Raw genomic sequence first — 16,153 nt, 5'->3', positions numbered from 1 at the left:
TCGTACGTACGCAGCTCTACGGCAAGTACGGCAAGCCCGGCACGGTACGACCCCCCTCGCCGCCTCGCGCCGCGTCTCACAGAAGAGGCAGCACCCTGACTACGTTCCGAGACCTCGGGATCTTTCCCGAGACCGCCGAAGCCCTCGAGGCCGTCGGCATCGTGTCCCCCTTCCCCATCCAGGAGATGACCCTCCCCGTCGCCCTCTCCGGCACGGACGTCATCGGCCAGGCGAAGACCGGAACCGGCAAGACGCTCGGTTTCGGCCTTCCGCTGCTGGAGCGGGTCGTCGTCCCCGCGGACGTCGAGGCGGGCCGGGCCACGCCCGACCAGCTCACCGACTCCCCGCAGGCCCTCGTCGTCGTCCCGACGCGCGAGCTGTGCACCCAGGTCACCAATGACCTGCTCACCGCGGGCAAGGTCCGCAACGTCCGCGTCCTCGCCATATACGGCGGCCGCGCGTACGAGCCCCAGGTCGAGGCGCTCAAGAAGGGCGTCGACGTGATCGTCGGCACCCCGGGCCGCCTGCTCGACCTGGCCGGGCAGAAGAAGCTCGACCTCTCGCGCGTGAAGGCGCTCGTCCTGGACGAGGCCGACGAGATGCTCGACCTGGGCTTCCTGCCCGACGTCGAGAAGATCATCAACCTGCTTCCGGCGAAGCGCCAGACCATGCTGTTCTCGGCGACCATGCCGGGCGCGGTCATCGGCCTGGCCCGCCGCTACATGTCGCAGCCCACGCACATCCGCGCCACCGCGCCGGACGACGAGGGCGCCACGGTCGCCAACATCGCCCTGCACGTGTTCCGCGCGCACTCCATGGACAAGCCGGAGATGGTCTCCCGGATCCTGCAGGCCGAGGGCCGCGGACTGGCGATGATCTTCTGCCGGACCAAGCGGACCGCGGCCGACGTCGCGGAGCAGCTGGAGCGGCGCGGCTTCGCCTCCGGCGCCGTCCACGGCGACCTGGGCCAGGGCGCGCGCGAGCAGGCCCTGCGCGCCTTCCGCAACGGCAAGGTGGACGTGCTCGTCTGCACCGACGTCGCCGCCCGCGGCATCGACGTCGAGGGCGTGACGCACGTCATCAACTACCAGTCCCCCGAGGACGAGAAGACCTTCCTGCACCGGGTCGGCCGTACCGGCCGCGCGGGCAACAAGGGCACCGCCGTCACCCTGGTCGACTGGGACGACATCCCGCGCTGGCAGCTGATCAACAAGGCGCTGGAGCTCGACTTCCACGACCCGGAGGAGACGTACTCCACGTCCCCGCACCTGTACGAGGCGCTGAACATCCCGGCGGGCACCAAGGGCATCCTGCCCCGGGCCGAGCGCACCCGCGCCGGTCTGCGCGCCGAGGAGATCGAGGACCTGGGCGAGACCGGCGGCCGTGGCCGCAAGGCCGCCGCGCCGGTCCAGGAGCGTCCCGAGCGGACCCGCACGCCGCGTCAGCGGCGGCGGACCCGCGGTGGCGCGGAGCTCGGCGCGGAAGCGGTGGCCCCGGCCGCCGAGGCCACCGTCGTCGCCCCGGCCGCCCCGGCGGACGAGGCCCTGGCGGAGCCGCGCAAGCCGCGCCGCCGCCGGACCCGCGTCGGCCGCACCCCGGCCGGCGGTGCCACCGCGGTCGTGGAGACCGCCGTCGCCGCTCCGGTCGCCGAGGCCGTCGTGGCTCCCGTGACCCCGGTCGCGGAGGCGCCGGCAGAGGCCGAGGCCCTGGTGAAGCCCCGCCGGACCCGGACCCGCAAGACGGCCGCGACCGCCCCCGCCGAGGCCGCTCCGGTGACCCCGGTCGCCGAGGAGGCCCCGGCCGCCCCGGTGGCGGAGGAGGCTCCGGCCAAGCCGGCGCGCCGGACCCGCACCCGCAAGGCCGCGGAGACGGCCCCGGCCGCCGAGACCGCCGCCCCGGTGACCCCGGTGACCCCGGTCGCCGAGGAGGCACCCGCCGCCCCGAAGCGGACCCGCGCCCGCAAGGCCGCGGTGACCGAGGCCCCGGCGGCTCCGGCGGCCGAGGAGGCCCCGGCCAAGCCGGCGCGCCGGACCCGCACCCGCAAGACCGCGGAGACGGCCCCGGCCGCCGAGACCGCCGCCCCGGTGACCCCGGTGACCCCGGTCGCCGAGGAGGCACCCGCCGCCCCGAAGCGGACCCGCACCCGCAAGGCCGCCGTGGCCGCGGCGGCGGAGCCGGAGTTCCAGACGGCCGCGCCGGTCGAGCCGGTCAAGGTGCGCCGCCCGCGGGTCCGCAAGCCCGTGGTGTCGGAGACCCCGGAGCCTGACTTCCAGATGGCTCCCCCGGTCGAGCCGGTGCGCACGCGCCGCTCCCGCTAGCAACACCCCGAAGGCCCGGACTTCCCCAGGGAAGCCCGGGCCTTCGGCCTTTCCCGTGCCGGGGGCGCGAACAGGCACACCCTCCACCGGAGGCGTGCGCAGCCACCTCCGCCGAGGTACGCCCGACCCCCGCCAAGGCCCGGCCGGGCCCCGCCAGGGTGCGGCCGACCCCCGCCGAGGTGCGGCGGCCTCCGCCGAGGTGCGCCCGGCCCCCGCCGAGGTGCGCGGCAGCCTCCGCCGAGGTGCGCCCGACCCCCGCCGAGGTGCGGCCGACCCCCGCCAAGGCCCAGCCGGGCCCCGCCAGGGTGCGGCCGACCCCCGCCGAGGTGCGGCGGCCTCCGCCGAGGTGCTCCTCGCCCCCGCCGAGGTGTGGGCGGCCTCCGCCGGAGGTGTGGGCAGGCGTTCCGCAGGGCGGAACGGGTGGGCACACCGGAACGCCGCCCAGCAAGCTCGCTCCGGCCCCACCGAAGCCATGGCTCGGCTCCGGCCCCAGCGCCGCCCGGCCAGGGCGGTGGCTTCGCCGGACCCGGCACCGCCAGGAGCGCAGCTCCGCCCGGACGGGGCCCGGACCGCAGCCGGACCGGGGCGCGGGGAGGCTGCGCGAGCCCTCGCGGGACCGGGGTGCCGTGTGCCCACCCGTGCCGCCCCAGCGGCACGACTGCCCACACGGCCGGGCGCATCCGGCACCCTGCCCCCGCGGCCGTGGCAACGGCCGGCAGCCCCCCGCGGTCGCGGGGTCGGGCACGACTGCCGACGCGGCCGGCGGCAGGGGGCTGGGCGGGGGCCGGCCGCCGGGCCGGACCCCACGGCGGCCGGACAGGGGCCGGTGCGCCCGCCCGCACCGCCGGGGCCCGCACCGCCGGGGCCCGCACCGCCGGGGTGCCCGCGCCGCCGGGGTGGCGGTCGTACCCGACGGCCGGGTGAACCGGCCGGTAACCTCGTCGTATGAGCAAGCCGCCGCGCCTGACGCTGCCCTCGTGTGCCCGCGCCCGCCGTCTGGAGACCGCCCGGGGCGCGTTCGCCGTCCATGAGGCCGGCGAGCCGGCCAAGGGCACGGCCCTGCTGGTGCCCGGCTACACCGGCAGCAAGGAGGACTTCCTCGGGCTGCTGGAGCCGCTGGCCGGCGCCGGGTACCGGGTGATCGCCGTGGACGGCCGCGGCCAGTACGAGAGCCCCGGCCCGCGCGAGGAGTCGGCGTACTCCCTGGAGGAGCTCGCCCGTGACCTGCTCGCCCAGGCCGGCGCACTCGCCGCGGAAAGCGCGGACCGCGCGCCCTTGCACCTGGTCGGGCACTCCCTCGGCGGGCTGGTCTCGCGTGCCGCGGTGATCCGCGACGCCGCTCCCTTCCGCAGCCTCACCCTGATGAGCAGCGGTCCCGGCGCGATCTGCGAGGCCCAGCAGGCCCGTACGAAACTGCTGGTAGCCGCGCTGGAGGCGATGCGCGAGGACATGCCGGGGGTGTGGGCGGCGATGCGCGCGGCGGACCCGGAGGACGCCGTCCCGGACACGCCGGAGCTGGCCGCCTTCCTGCGGAACCGCTGGCTGAGGACCGTCCCCGAGCAGCTGATCGCCACCGGCCGGGTGCTGATCTCCGAGCCCGACCGGGTCGGCGAGCTCGCCGGGGTGCCGCTGCCGAAGCTGGTGATCTCCGGATCCTCGGACTACGTCTGGCCGGTGACGCAGATGGACGACATGGCCCGGCGGCTGGGCGCGGCCCGGGTGGTCGTCGAGGGGACGGACCACTCCCCGGGTGCCGAGGAACCGTCGGTCACGGCCGCGGCGCTGGTCTCCTTCTGGGACTCCGCCGGCGCCCCGCCCCACACCATTCGTTAGCCAAGGAAAAAATTTCCTTAGCGTAGGGAATGATTTCGTTCTATCCTTCGTTGGACCCTCTGCAAGGAGAACACTGACGAAGGGAGAAGCCCGTGCGCTTCGAGATTCTGCGCCTGGACGACGTCGACGGAACCGCCGTGGACAGCACCGTCGTGGACGCGGCCTCCGTCAACCGGATCGTGCAGCAGGCCGCGGCGATCGGCCAGCGCATCCTCATCCGGCCGGCCGAATCCGTGTCCGCCTGAGGCTCCGCCCACGCGTCGAAGGCCCCGCTCCCGGTCCGGGAGCGGGGCCTTCGACCGTTGCGGAGACCGGGCGCGCCGGGGTCAGGCGGCCTCGATCACCTGCAGCACACCGTTGATGATCTGCTGGACGGCGATCGCCGACAGCATCATGCCCGCCAGCCGGGTCACCAGGACGACGCCACCGTCACGGATCACCCGAATGATCACCAGCGAGTACCGCATGACCAGCCACAGCACCACGTGCATGGCGACGATCGCGGCCCATACCGACACCTGCCCGCTGAGGCCCTCCGCCTTCTGTACGGCGAGGATCACCGAGACGATCGCACCCGGCCCGGCCAGCAGAGGCATGCCCAGCGGGACGAGGGCGACGTTGACGTCCTTGGTCTGCTTCGGCTCGTCCGTCTTGCCGGTGAGCAGGTCCAGTGCGATGAGGAGCAGCAGCAGACCGCCCGCGATCATCAGGGCGGGCACGGAGACGTGCAGGTAGTCCAGGATCTGCTGGCCGCCGATACCGAAGACGGCGATGACGCCGAAGGCCACGCAGACCGCCTGCCAGGCCATCCGGCGCTGGACCTTGACCGGCCGCCCGGACGTCAGGGCGAGGAAGATCGGAGTGATCCCCGGCGGGTCCATAATCACAAAAAGGGTGAGAAACAGGGATCCGAAGATCGCGAAGTCGAACACGAAGACGCCTTGCAGGAGTGTCGTACAAGTGGAGTGAAGGGGGCGCGGCGGTGCGCCGACAGGGGAAGTCCAGTGCAGTGGCGGCGCGTGCGCGGCACACGTCGGCCGGGACGCGTCGACGGGGACGCGTCCGCTGCCCGGAGGAAGCCCGGTACGGAGAGGTCAGCGGGCGGAGGCGGTTCCGCCCGTGCCCATCACCGGGAACGCGCCGGTCGCACGGCGCGTGATCTCGCCGTAGACCTCGGGGTCGGTCGTGTACTCCCCGAGGCGGCAGGTCTTGCGACTGCCGTGGTAGTCGCTGGAACCGGTCACGAGCAGGCCCAGCTCGTCCGCGAGGCCGCGCAGCCGGGCGCGGGTGGCGGTGTCGTGGTCCATGTGGTCGACCTCGATGCCGTCCAGGCCCGCGGCCGCCAGCTCGGCGATCACGCTCTCCGGGACGCACCGGCCGCGCTTGACGGCGGCCGGGTGCGCGAAGACGGTGACCCCGCCGGCCGCCTTGACCAGCCGGATCGCGTCAAAGGGGTCCAGCTCGTGCTTCTCGGCGTACGCACGGCCGCCATCGGCGAGCCAGTCCGGCGTGAAGGCGGCCGAGACGTCCGGGACCACGCCCAGCTCGACGAGGGCCGTGGCGACGTGCGGCCGGCCCACCGAGCCCTCGCCGGCGATCCGGGAGACCTGTTCCCAGGTGACCGGCACGCCGAGCTCCCGCAGCTTGCCGATCATCGCCAGGGCGCGGGGCGTCCGGTCGTCCCGGACGAGCTCGCGCTCGCGGGCGAGCTCCGGCTCCTCTGGGTCGAAGAGGTACGCGAGCATGTGCAGTCCGATGCCGTCGAGGCGGCAGGACAGTTCGGCACCGGTGACCAGGGTCAGACCGGGCGGCACGGCCGCGACGGCCTCGGCGTACCCGCCGACGGTGTCGTGGTCGGTCAGCGCGACGACGTCCAGCCCGGCGGCGGCCGCGCCCAGGACCAGCTCGGCGGGGGTGTCCGTACCGTCGGAAGCCGTGGAGTGGGCGTGCAGATCGATGCGCACAGCACGGCTCCAGGGGCGGGACGGACGGATGGGGACACCCCAGGATACCCGTGAAACAGGGACGGCCCGGCGCCCCGCCGGGGGCCTCGGACCCGGCCGGGAACCCGGGCTCCGGGCCCGGCCGGAGGCGCCCGGTTCAGTGGCTCGCTCAGGGCCCCGCTCAGCGCCTGTTCGGCGCCACGCTCAGCGCCCGTTCGGCGTCCCGTTCAGCGCCCGTTCGGCGCCGCGCTCAGCGCTCGCCCGGCGTCCCGTTCAGTCGGCGGCGAGGATGCGCGGGCTGAGAGCACCACAGGGGACGAGCTCGACCTCGGCGCCCGCGTCCCGCAGGTCGGCCAGCACCAGCTCCTCGTACATCAGCAGGCCCGACTTCTCGGGCCAGACCACCGCCCACAGCCAGATCCCGCGTGCCTCGCCCACGAACACGGCGCGGTCCTCCGGCGCACCGGAGACGTGCCAGAGCGGGGTCGGCCGGCCGCCCGCGATCACCTTGGCGTCGGGTGAGCGGGAGACGTTCAAGTAGGCGCCGGGGTCCGGGCCGTCGATGCCCGCGTACCGCGCGCCCAGGCCCACCCCGAGCTCCTCGGCGACGAGCACCAGTTCGCCCATACCGCCCACCGGCCCGGGGCCCGAACAGGCCACCGCCGTGGCACGGCCGCCGCTGCGGTCGTCCCCAGCGGCGGCGACGCCGGTGAAAAGCCATCCGATCGGCAGCGGCCACGGCATCCAGACCGGCACCTTGGCCCGGGCGGCGATCACTCCGAGCCCCTCCACGCTGGGCGGGACGACCGGTTGCAGGGGCTGGACGGCGCCGTGCACGGCGCACTGCCAGGAGTCGGAGAAGAGACCGGGCGCCCTGACCCGGCCACCGCACTTCGGGCAACTCGGTTCGCCCCTCATAAGAAGCCACGTTCCTCTCCGGCCGGTGCCGCGTCAAGGGACGATCACCCGTCCGGGCGCCATTCGTGACCCTTCGGGGCCCCGGCCTCAGTCCAGGGCGACCGCCGTGCGCCGCGGATCCCGCAGGTCGGTGCCGCGGTCCAGCCAGCGTTCCTGGAGGGCCGCCGCGCCGTGCACCCGCTTCCAGGCCGCCTCGTTCGGCGTCATCGGCAGGAGCGGCAGGAACCGTACGGGATCCATGGGGTCGTCCAGGACGAGGTCCTCGACCAGCCCGCCGGACTCGCCGACCAGCACGGAGCTGAACGGGGCGCCGGGCCAGAGCGGTTCGCCGAGGTCCAGCGAGGCTCCGGGGGCCACCACGAGCCCCTCCACCTGCGGGCTGGCCCCCAGCACGGCCAGCGGGCGGAGCACCTTGTCGGTGTCCGCCAGGCCGGCCCGGACGGTCAGCAGCAGTTCGGCGCGCGGGCCGCGCACCGGGTCGCTCACCACCGCGGTGGGGTCGCCCATCGGCTGGGCGGACATGCCGAGGGTGGCGTAGCGGACGAGGTCGCCCTCGCCGAAGCGGAGCACCTCGATGCGGTCGGTGCCGAGGAAGGTGACGGCGGCGCGGGCGTCGGGTTCGCCGAGCGCGGTACGCAGCCGGGCTTCGACAAGTGCCAGGAGATCTGCCATGCCGCGAGCATAGAACTCATATGAGACGGGTAAAGGGAGGGTTTTGACCACCTGTCGGCTGATAGTGTTGACCGCTGGATTGGGACGTCCCCCACGGGGGACCGGCCGGAGGAGGTGGGGCTGCGGTGGATCGAAGTCGATCGGGCAGTACCGGCCACCACGTCTCCCGTCGTCCTGTTCCTTCCTCCGCCCCGCAGCGGTAGCGCGTTCCGCGCCGTCATCCCTGCCAGGGTTCTTCGGAAGGTCTCCCACCCGCGCGGTCCGCCGTGCGTAGGAGCCAGCCATGTCGATGATCCGTGACCTGCGCGCAGTCGTCCGTCCCTCGCTGCGCAAGTCCACTCCCGTCCAGCCCGGGTACGAGACCACCCGCGACCCTTCGGCGAGCAGTGCCGTGGTCGACTGCGCGGTGTACCGCGACGGCCGCCGGCTGCCGCGGACCGCCTGCCCCACCCCGCGGGCGGCCATGCGCGAGGTGCGCAAGGACGGCGGTTTCACCTGGATCGGCCTGCACGAGCCGACCGAGGCCGAATTCGCGGGCATCGCCGCCGAGTTCGGGCTGCACCCGCTCGCCGTCGAGGACGCGGTGCACGCCCACCAGCGGCCGAAGCTGGAGCGCTACGACGACACGCTCTTCGCGGTCTTCAAGACCATCCACTACGTCGAGCACGACGAACTCACCGCCACCAGCGAGGTGGTGGAGACCGGCGAGGTGATGTGTTTCACCGGCCGGGACTTCGTCATCACGGTCCGGCACGGCGGACAGGGCTCGCTGCGGAGCCTGCGGCACCGGCTGGAGGACGAGCCCGAACTGCTCGCCAAGGGGCCCTCTTCGGTCCTGCACTCCATCGCGGACCACGTGGTGGACGGCTACATCGCGGTGGCGGCGGCCGTGCAGGACGACATCGACCTGGTGGAGAGCGAGGTCTTCGCGGCCCCCGCCGGGAAGGGCGCGCCGCGCGGCTCGGACGCGGGGCGGATCTACCAGCTCAAGCGCGAGGTACTGGAGTTCAAGCGGGCGGTGTCGCCGCTGATGCGGCCGATGGAGCTGCTGAGCGAGCGGCCGATGCGGCTGGTGGACCCGGACATCCAGAAGTACTTCCGGGACGTGGCCGACCACCTGGCGCGGGTCCACGAGCAGGTCATGGGCTTCGACGAGCTGCTGAACTCGATCCTGCAGGCCAATCTGGCGCAGGCGACGGTGGCGCAGAACGAGGACATGCGCAAGATCACCTCGTGGGCGGCGATCATCGCGGTGCCGACCATGATCTGCGGCGTGTACGGGATGAACTTCGAGCACATGCCCGAACTCCAGTGGAAGTACGGGTATCCGCTGGTAATGGCCACGATCTTCGGGGCCTGTTTCACCATCCACCGGACGCTGCGGCGCAACGGCTGGCTCTAGACCCTGATCCGCTGGACGGGCCCCAGAGGGGTGCCCGTCGCCCCGGCCGCCTGGCGGACGGCCCCGGAGCGCGCGCACACCGTCGCCTACTCTGTGCGCATGACTCTCAGCGCACTCGAGCTGGCCCTCGTCGAGGAGGCCACCAAGAAGTCCGGCCTCATCTGGGTCCGGGGCACCGGCCCCGACCGGGCGCTCTGGCACGCCTGGGTCGACGGCGCGGCCCACGTGCTGGGCGACGGGCCCGGCGAACAGCCGTTCCCGGGGCTGGCCGACGGGAGCACCGCCGAGGTGACCGTCCGCAGCAAGGACAAGGGCGGCCGGCTGGTGGCCTGGACGGCCCGGGTGAGCGAACTGGCGCCGGGCAGCGAGGCCTGGGAGGCGGCCGCCGCGGAGTTGAAGGGCAAGCGGCTGAACGCGCCGGACTCGGACCGGATGACCGAGCGCTGGGCCCGCGAGTGCCGCCTGCTGCGCCTGGCACCGGAGTCGGCGGCCACGGACCTGCCGGGGGGCTCGCTGGCGGCCGCGCCGCTGCCGTCCCCGGGGATCACCCGCCGTCCCGTTCCGGCGGGCCTGCCCAAGCTGCTCCTGAAGCGCAAGAAGAAGTAGTCCCCGCAACAGTTCCCGCAGCAGCCCCCGCCGCAGGCGCCGGTGGAATCGCCGGGAGAGTCGCCGGTGAGCCGTCCCGGCGGCTCACTTGCAGGGGAAGGTGACCTGCTCGCTGCGGACGCTCTTCCCCTGGTCCGGCAGGTGGAGGGTGACGTACCCGGTCACCGCCTTGGCGTTGCGGGGTGCCGGCACGTCCACCACCTGGAGGATGACCTTGGTGGCGGTGCCCGCCCCGAAGACGAGGGTTCCCGGGGAGACCCGGGCGCGGCTCGTGTTCACGGTCCAGTGGTAGCGGACCGTGCCCGGCCCGCTCGCCGTGATCTTTCCGTCGAAGGCCATGGCCACGGGCGTGCCGTCGCACTCGACGGTCTCCCCCGACTTCAGCAGGGTGACCACCTCGACCTTGGTGACCTTCACCGCCTGCTCGACCCCGATCGTCCCGGCGGTTCCGGCGGCTCCGGCCTGCGCCGCGTGGGCGGGGGCGAGGCCCACCAGGGAGGCGAGGAGCGGGGCGGCGAGGAGCATGAGGTGTCGATGCCGGTTCATCGTGCTGCCTTCCGGATGAGGAAAGCCCCCGATCTCGGTCCCAGGATATCGGCGGGCGGCCCGGGCGGCCCGGCCGCCGGGATCAGCCCTGCGAGGGGTCGGCGCCCTGGCCGGACCCGGACCCCGAACCCGAACCCGAGCCCGAACCGGACCCCGAACCGGACCCCGAGCCCGACGGGGTGCCGGTGCCGCGCGTGGTCGGCAGCTGGGAGCCGTAGTCCACCGTCTGGTCCTCCGGCGGGGCCTCGATCTGGAACTTCGTCCCCCAGTCCGCCAGTTCGACCGTCCCGGCTCCCCCGGCACGCTCCATCCGCAGCGGGTACGGCGTCCCCTGCAGCGACACCGTCAGCCGGCCGCCCGCGCCCTTGTCCGCCGTCACCATGACCGACCGGGTGTGCCCGACCGTGGTGTACGAGGCGCCCTTCGCCAGCTTCCCGTGCAGCCCCAGCAGCCCGTCCAGCATCACGTCCATGTCCGTGAAGCCGCGCAGCTGCTTGTACGAGGGGTCGCCCTCGGGCACCTTCACGAACTTGTCGCCGAGCTTCCCGGCCGCCTCTCCCTGGCCCCAGAACGCCGCGTTCGCCTTGAGGTAGAGCTGCTCCCCGACGCGCAGCAGCTGGAAGGTGCTCTCCTTCGACTTCACCTCGCCGGAACCGCCGTCCGACCTCAGCCGCATGTCCAGGGTGAAGGACTTGCCCCCGCTCACCACCGTGCCGGACAGCCGCACCGAATCGGCGCCGTCCGCCGCCGCCCGCGCCTTGTCCTCGATCTGCTCGGCGGACAGCTTCCCGACCCCGTTGGTGCCCTTGTCCGGGTCCTCCCCCGTGCAGCCGGTGCCGGAGACGGCCAGGCCCGCGCACAGGGCCCCGGCGAGGGCGGCCCGGCGCAGCCGTGCGGCGGAGGAGCAGTCGGTCACGGGCGGGTGCCTCTCGTCGTCGTTGCCAAGCAGGTTGCCGAGCAGGTTGCGGAGCAGGTTGCGGAGCAGCAGGCAGCGTACCCGGCCGGGGTTCGCCCGCAGGGCCCCGGGCGGCCGCCCCACCAGCGCGGATCCGGGGGCCACGGGCTAGCCTGACCCTGACGACGGGCCCGCGGGCCCGCACGGCCCGGGAACCGGCGGAACAGCGAGCCGCGGGGAACCGGCCGCACGACCCGGACAGGACCCCGCCCACGACCACGCTCCAGGAGGCGCTCGGATGGCTGCAGGCGCCCCGCGGATCTTCGTCTCGCATCTGTCGGGCGTACCCGTCTTCGACCCCAACGGCGACCAGGTGGGCCGCGTCCGCGACCTGGTCGCGATGCTGCGGGTCGGCGGCCGCCCGCCGCGCATCCTCGGGCTGGTCGTCGAGGTGGTCAGCCGGCGCCGGATCTTCCTCCCGATGACCCGGGTGACGAGTGTCGAGGGCGGCCAGGTGATCACCACCGGTGTGGTCAACATGCGCCGCTTCGAGCAGCGCCCGACCGAGCGGCTGGTCCTCGGCGAACTGCTGGACCGCCGGGTGAAGCTGGTCGAGGGCGGCGAGGAGGTCACCGTCCTGGACGTGGCCATCCAGCAGCTGCCGGCCCGCCGCGACTGGGAGATCGACAAGATCTTCGTCCGGAAGGGCAAGGGCGGCGCGCTGCGCCGCCGCGGCGAGACCCTGACCGTGGAGTGGTCGGCGGTCACCGGTTTCTCCCTGGAGGAGCACGGGCAGGGCGCCGAGAGCCTCCTCGCGACCTTCGAGCAGCTGCGCCCCGTCGACCTGGCGAACGTCCTGCACCACCTGACGCCCAAGCGGCGCGCCGAGGTGGCCAACGCCCTCGACGACGACCGGCTCGCGGACGTACTGGAGGAGCTGCCCGAGGACGACCAGATCGAGATCCTCGGCAAGCTGAAGGAGGAACGGGCCGCCGACGTCCTGGAGGCGATGGACCCGGACGACGCTGCCGACCTGCTTTCCGAGCTGCCCGCCGACGACCAGGAGCGGCTGCTCACCCTGATGCAGCCGGAGGACGCGGCCGACGTGCGCCGCCTGCTGTCGTACGAGGAGAACACCGCGGGCGGTCTGATGACCACCGAGCCGATCGTGCTCCGCCCGGACGCCACGGTGGCCGACGCCCTGGCCCGGGTCCGGCAGGCCGACCTGTCGCCGGCGCTGGCCGCGCAGGTGTACGTGTGCCGGCCGCCCGACGAGACCCCGACCGGCAAGTACCTGGGCACCGTGCACTTCCAGCGGCTGCTGCGCGACCCCCCGTTCACCCTGGTCAGCTCCATCGTGGACACCGACCTGCCGCCGCTGCGGCCGGACGCCTCGCTGCCCGCCGTGACCAGCTACCTCGCCGCGTACAACATGGTGGCGGTACCAGTGGTCGACGAGAGCGGCTCGCTGCTGGGCGCGGTGACCGTGGACGACGTACTGGACCACCTGCTGCCGGACGACTGGCGGGAGACGGATTTCCACGCGGAGGAGGCGACCGGGCGTGGGCAGTGAGCGCGACGACGCGCGCGAACGGCGCCGGGAGCAGCTGCGGGAGCGGCGCGAACAGGCCCGCCAGCATGCGCGCCAGCAGGGCAGCCGGCACGCCCGTGCGCACGGGCTCGCCGACCGGGAGAAGGACCGCGAGCGGCCGAGGTCGCGGGACCGGGGCGAAGAGGCCGCGGAGCGGACCGGGTCGAGCGCGCTGACCCGTTCACGGGTCCGGCTGGACCTGCCGAGGGCGCCGCGGCGGGCGATCCTGCCCACGTACGACCCGGAGGCGTTCGGCCGGTTCTCGGAGAAGATCGCCCGGTTCCTCGGCACCGGCCGGTTCATCGTCTGGATGACGCTGGTCATCATCCTGTGGGTGCTGTGGAACGTCTTCGCGCCCGGGCACCTGCGGTTCGACCAGTACCCGTTCATCTTCCTGACCCTGATGCTGTCGCTGCAGGCCTCCTACGCCGCCCCGCTGATCCTGCTCGCGCAGAACCGGCAGGACGACCGGGACCGGGTCACCCACGAGCAGGACCGCAAGCAGAACGAGCGGTCGATCGCGGACACGGAATACCTGACGCGGGAGATCGCGGCGCTGCGGATGGGCCTGGGCGAGGTGGCGACCCGCGACTGGATCAGGTCGGAGTTCCAGGACCTGATCAAGGAGATGGACGAGCGGCGGCTGTTCCCGGCGGAGAGTGACGAAGGCGACCGCTAGCGGGCTTGGGGTTGGCGTGCTACCGGGCCGTACCATCGGGTCATGGCTACCGACACACCCGCTGCCGCCACGCCCGACCAGGACGCGATCCTCGACGCGCTGGCGACGGTCAACGACCCCGAGATCCACCGGCCGATCACCGAGCTCGGCATGGTCAAATCGGTGGAGATCGGCGACGGCGGCGCGGTCGCCGTCACGGTCTACCTGACGGTGTCGGGCTGTCCGATGCGCGACACGATCACCAAGAACGTGTCCGAGGCGGTCCTGAGGGTCGCGGGCGTCACCACGGTGGACGTCTCCCTCGACGTGATGAGCGACGAGCAGCGCAAGGAGCTGGCCACGGCGCTGCGCGGCGGCCAGGCCGAGCGCGAGGTGCCGTTCGCGAAGCCGGGTTCGCTGACCCGGGTGTACGCGGTGGCCTCCGGCAAGGGCGGCGTCGGCAAGTCCTCGGTGACGGTCAACCTGGCCGCGGCGATGGCCGCGGACGGCCTGAAGGTCGGCGTGGTCGACGCGGACATCTACGGGCACAGCGTGCCGCGGATGCTCGGCGTGGACGGCAGGCCCACCCAGGTCGAGAACATGATCATGCCGCCGTCGGCGAACGGCGTGAAGGTCATCTCCATCGGCATGTTCACCCCGGGCAACGCGCCGGTGGTGTGGCGCGGTCCGATGCTGCACCGCGCGCTCCAGCAGTTCCTCGCCGACGTCTTCTGGGGCGACCTGGACGTGCTGCTGCTGGACCTGCCGCCGGGCACCGGCGACATCGCGATCTCGGTGGCACAGCTGGTGCCGAACGCGGAGATCCTCGTGGTCACCACCCCGCAGCAGGCCGCCGCGGAGGTGGCGGAGCGGGCCGGCTCCATCGCCGTCCAGACCCACCAGAAGATCGTCGGCGTGGTCGAGAACATGTCCGGGCTGCCCTGCCCGCACTGCGACGAGATGGTGGACGTGTTCGGCACGGGCGGCGGCCAGCTGGTGGCCGACGGCCTGACCAAGACGGTCGGCGCGACGGTGCCGGTGCTGGGGCAGATCCCGATCGACGTCCGTCTCCGCGAGGGCGGCGACAACGGCCGCCCGGTCGTCCTCGCCGACCCCGACTCTCCGGCGGGCTCGGCCCTCCGCGCGATCGCCGGCAAGCTCGGCGGCCGCCAGCGGGGCCTCTCCGGCATGTCCCTGGGCATCACCCCGCGCAACAAGTTCTGACACCCCGCCCGACGTGAACGGCCACCGCCCTCGGCGGTGGCCGTCGCCGTATCCGGCCATGGGTCACGGGTGGCTACACGTACCCCGCGAGGTCCGTCTGCGCGAACGCCAGCCCGTACGCGCTCATCCCCCGCCCGTACGCGCCCACGTGCACCCCGGCCGGGGTCGACCCGGCCAGCACCCACCCGAACTCGGACTCCCGGTAGTGGAAGGGCACCGGCACGCCGTCCACCGGCAGCGACAGCGTCGACCAGTCCGGCCCCGCCAGGTCGTCGGCCAGCTCCCACGCCGCCTCGGTCTGCTGCTCCAGCCAGTCGCTGCGCCGCTGGTGGTCCATCTGCCCCGGCCAGGTGAAGGCCAGCAGGCCGGAGCCGGCCAGCCAGGCCGCCGAGGACACCGAGGTGGCCTCCAGCACGCCCGTGCCGTCCCCGCTGCGCCGCAGGGGGTTGCTGGCGACGGTGATCACCACCGCGAAACGGTCCTTCTCGCCGGTCGCGAGCTCACCCCGCGCGGACGGCTCGTCCCCGTGCCCGACCGAGCCGTGCTCGACGGTGCCGTCGGCGCCGGTGCCGACCTGCATCAGCCAGCGCGGCCCGGTGAACGCCTCGTCCAGCCCGTACCAGGGGAAATCCGCCCTGAGGAAGCCCTCGGCGGAGCGCCGGGCCACCGGCACGGGCCGCTGCGGCGCCGCGGCGGCCTGCGCCGCCGTCTCCGCCTCCGCCTGCGGCTGCGGCGCCGCCTCGGCGGGCGCGGGCGCCTGCTGCTCCGGCGTCGGAGGCGCGTCCGCCTCCGCGGCGGGCTGCGCCCCTACCCGGCTACTACTGGTGGTCTCCATCTACGCGGCCTCTCGTTCCGTGGGATCCGGAACGGCCCTCCCCCTCGCGTCGCTGGGGGCGCCCCCACCCACGGGCGGCCTGCGTCCGGACAGATGGAGAGAATAGCCACCCGTCCCGCCCTCACCGGGCAAGCGGCGACAGAACCCCCCGGGTGGCCTCACGCGCACCCCTCCGGGAGGCTCTTCCGCAGCGCCCGCCCGCGCGGGCCGCGTGTCGCTCAGGCCGTGTGTCGCTCAGGCCGCGTGTCGCCCGGGCCGCCCGTCGCTCAGGTCGCGTCCAGGTCGTACGCCGCCGGGCGCGGCGCCGCCGCGGGCCCCTCGGGCCTCTTCTCCAGGCTGGTGGTCCCGGGCGCGGGAGCATCCGTCTCGCGGCCGTTGACGGCGTCGGTGACCTCGCCCAGCTCCTTGCGCAGGTCGAAGCTGCCGCGGATCTCCTTCAGGTCCTCGTTCTCCGCCAGCTGCTTGCGGATGAACGTCTTCGGATTCAGGTCCTCGAACTCGAAGTCCTTGAAGTCCGGGCCGAGTTCCGAGCGGATGTCCTGCTTCGCGCTGTCCGAGAACGCGCGGACCTTCCGGATGAACCCCGTGACGTCCGAGATGACCTTCGGCAGCTTGTCGGGGCCGAAGACGAGGATCGCGAGCACCACGATGGTGACCAGCTCAAGGCCGCCTATGTCGTTGAACACCTTGCCGCTCCTTGGCTCTCATCCTC

16 protein-coding genes are annotated in these 16,153 nt (G+C 73.6%); 8 read left to right on the top strand and 8 right to left on the bottom strand.

The window, feature by feature from the left end:
- Positions 1–185: 185 nt before the first annotated feature.
- From AC067U_RS30765 to AC067U_RS30755, 3 genes are all read left to right on the top strand, one after another.
- Entirely contained in the window at positions 186–2,318 is a 2,133-nt protein-coding gene (locus AC067U_RS30765) for a DEAD/DEAH box helicase (RefSeq protein WP_478833090.1), read from the top strand.
- 945 nt (positions 2,319–3,263) lie between these two features.
- A complete protein-coding gene (locus AC067U_RS30760; RefSeq protein ID WP_478833089.1) occupies positions 3,264–4,151 on the top strand; it encodes an alpha/beta fold hydrolase in 888 nt (295 codons plus the stop codon).
- Positions 4,152–4,243: 92 nt separating this feature from the next.
- The gene (locus AC067U_RS30755; protein WP_478833088.1) at positions 4,244–4,396 is read left to right on the top strand and encodes a hypothetical protein; all 153 of its coding nucleotides are present in this window, start codon (positions 4,244–4,246) and stop codon (positions 4,394–4,396) included.
- Positions 4,397–4,477: 81 nt separating this feature from the next.
- Here AC067U_RS30755 and AC067U_RS30750 read toward each other — a convergent pair whose 3' ends face one another.
- The 4 genes from AC067U_RS30750 to AC067U_RS30735 form a co-directional block, all read right to left on the bottom strand.
- Positions 4,478–5,083 (bottom strand): MarC family protein, encoded by a 606-nt coding sequence (locus tag AC067U_RS30750; RefSeq protein ID WP_478833087.1) that lies wholly within the window; start codon positions 5,081–5,083, stop codon positions 4,478–4,480.
- A gap of 162 nt (positions 5,084–5,245) precedes the next feature.
- Entirely contained in the window at positions 5,246–6,115 is an 870-nt protein-coding gene (locus AC067U_RS30745) for a PHP domain-containing protein (protein ID WP_478833086.1), read from the bottom strand.
- A 252-nt stretch (positions 6,116–6,367) separates the two neighbouring features.
- A complete protein-coding gene (locus AC067U_RS30740; protein ID WP_478833085.1) occupies positions 6,368–7,012 on the bottom strand; it encodes a DUF6758 family protein in 645 nt (214 codons plus the stop codon).
- An 87-nt stretch (positions 7,013–7,099) separates the two neighbouring features.
- Positions 7,100–7,684 (bottom strand): suppressor of fused domain protein, encoded by a 585-nt coding sequence (locus AC067U_RS30735; protein WP_478833084.1) that lies wholly within the window; start codon positions 7,682–7,684, stop codon positions 7,100–7,102.
- A gap of 283 nt (positions 7,685–7,967) precedes the next feature.
- Here AC067U_RS30735 and AC067U_RS30730 point away from each other — a divergent pair, with 283 nt between their 5' ends.
- Together AC067U_RS30730 and AC067U_RS30725 are read left to right on the top strand one after the other, a co-directional pair.
- On the top strand, positions 7,968–9,086 hold the full coding sequence (locus AC067U_RS30730) for a magnesium and cobalt transport protein CorA (RefSeq protein WP_478833083.1): 1,119 nt from the start codon (positions 7,968–7,970) through the stop codon (positions 9,084–9,086).
- A 99-nt stretch (positions 9,087–9,185) separates the two neighbouring features.
- Entirely contained in the window at positions 9,186–9,692 is a 507-nt protein-coding gene (locus AC067U_RS30725; RefSeq protein WP_478833082.1) for a hypothetical protein, read from the top strand.
- Positions 9,693–9,776: 84 nt separating this feature from the next.
- Here AC067U_RS30725 and AC067U_RS30720 read toward each other — a convergent pair whose 3' ends face one another.
- Complete coding sequence (locus AC067U_RS30720; protein WP_478833081.1) at positions 9,777–10,238, bottom strand: hypothetical protein; 462 nt, start codon at positions 10,236–10,238, stop codon at positions 9,777–9,779.
- A gap of 82 nt (positions 10,239–10,320) precedes the next feature.
- Positions 10,321–11,154, bottom strand: coding sequence for a hypothetical protein (locus AC067U_RS30715; RefSeq protein WP_478833182.1), 834 nt, complete (start codon positions 11,152–11,154; stop codon positions 10,321–10,323).
- 277 nt (positions 11,155–11,431) lie between these two features.
- On the opposite strand from AC067U_RS30715, the gene AC067U_RS30710 reads away from it, so the two are divergent.
- From AC067U_RS30710 to AC067U_RS30700, 3 genes are all read left to right on the top strand, one after another.
- Positions 11,432–12,706, top strand: coding sequence for a magnesium transporter MgtE N-terminal domain-containing protein (locus tag AC067U_RS30710; protein ID WP_478833080.1), 1,275 nt, complete (start codon positions 11,432–11,434; stop codon positions 12,704–12,706).
- Positions 12,707–12,896: 190 nt separating this feature from the next.
- Positions 12,897–13,403 carry a DUF1003 domain-containing protein gene (locus AC067U_RS30705; RefSeq protein ID WP_478833181.1) on the top strand — a complete coding sequence of 169 codons (507 nt, stop codon included), beginning with the start codon at positions 12,897–12,899 and terminating at the stop codon, positions 13,401–13,403.
- Positions 13,404–13,445: 42 nt separating this feature from the next.
- Positions 13,446–14,606, top strand: a complete 1,161-nt coding sequence (locus AC067U_RS30700) for an Mrp/NBP35 family ATP-binding protein (protein ID WP_478833079.1) — start codon at positions 13,446–13,448, stop codon at positions 14,604–14,606.
- Positions 14,607–14,679: 73 nt separating this feature from the next.
- Here AC067U_RS30700 and AC067U_RS30695 read toward each other — a convergent pair whose 3' ends face one another.
- Together AC067U_RS30695 and AC067U_RS30690 are read right to left on the bottom strand one after the other, a co-directional pair.
- The gene (locus AC067U_RS30695) at positions 14,680–15,441 is read right to left on the bottom strand and encodes a hypothetical protein (RefSeq protein WP_478833078.1); all 762 of its coding nucleotides are present in this window, start codon (positions 15,439–15,441) and stop codon (positions 14,680–14,682) included.
- Between the two features lie 266 nt (positions 15,442–15,707).
- On the bottom strand, positions 15,708–16,127 hold the full coding sequence (locus tag AC067U_RS30690; RefSeq protein ID WP_478833077.1) for a sec-independent translocase: 420 nt from the start codon (positions 16,125–16,127) through the stop codon (positions 15,708–15,710).
- Positions 16,128–16,153: the final 26 nt, after the last annotated feature.

The organism is Streptomyces sp. NPDC043853 (genome assembly GCF_056436025.1).
The sequence above is the reverse complement of the archived record's forward strand: the minus strand, read 5'-3'. Positions and strand labels throughout refer to the sequence as shown.

Excerpts from the sequence above, each read along its gene's own strand:
- AC067U_RS30765 (WP_478833090.1), top strand. The coding sequence starts at position 186 with ATGACCCTCCCCGTCGCCCTCTCCGGCACGGACGTCATCGGCCAGGCG.
- AC067U_RS30760 (WP_478833089.1), top strand. The coding sequence starts at position 3,264 with ATGAGCAAGCCGCCGCGCCTGACGCTGCCCTCGTGTGCCCGCGCCCGC.
- AC067U_RS30740 (WP_478833085.1), bottom strand. The coding sequence starts at position 7,012 with ATGAGGGGCGAACCGAGTTGCCCGAAGTGCGGTGGCCGGGTCAGGGCG.
- AC067U_RS30735 (WP_478833084.1), bottom strand. The coding sequence starts at position 7,684 with ATGGCAGATCTCCTGGCACTTGTCGAAGCCCGGCTGCGTACCGCGCTC.
- AC067U_RS30730 (WP_478833083.1), top strand. The coding sequence starts at position 7,968 with ATGTCGATGATCCGTGACCTGCGCGCAGTCGTCCGTCCCTCGCTGCGC.
- AC067U_RS30725 (WP_478833082.1), top strand. The coding sequence starts at position 9,186 with ATGACTCTCAGCGCACTCGAGCTGGCCCTCGTCGAGGAGGCCACCAAG.
- AC067U_RS30720 (WP_478833081.1), bottom strand. The coding sequence starts at position 10,238 with ATGAACCGGCATCGACACCTCATGCTCCTCGCCGCCCCGCTCCTCGCC.
- AC067U_RS30710 (WP_478833080.1), top strand. The coding sequence starts at position 11,432 with ATGGCTGCAGGCGCCCCGCGGATCTTCGTCTCGCATCTGTCGGGCGTA.
- AC067U_RS30700 (WP_478833079.1), top strand. The coding sequence starts at position 13,446 with ATGGCTACCGACACACCCGCTGCCGCCACGCCCGACCAGGACGCGATC.
- AC067U_RS30695 (WP_478833078.1), bottom strand. The coding sequence starts at position 15,441 with ATGGAGACCACCAGTAGTAGCCGGGTAGGGGCGCAGCCCGCCGCGGAG.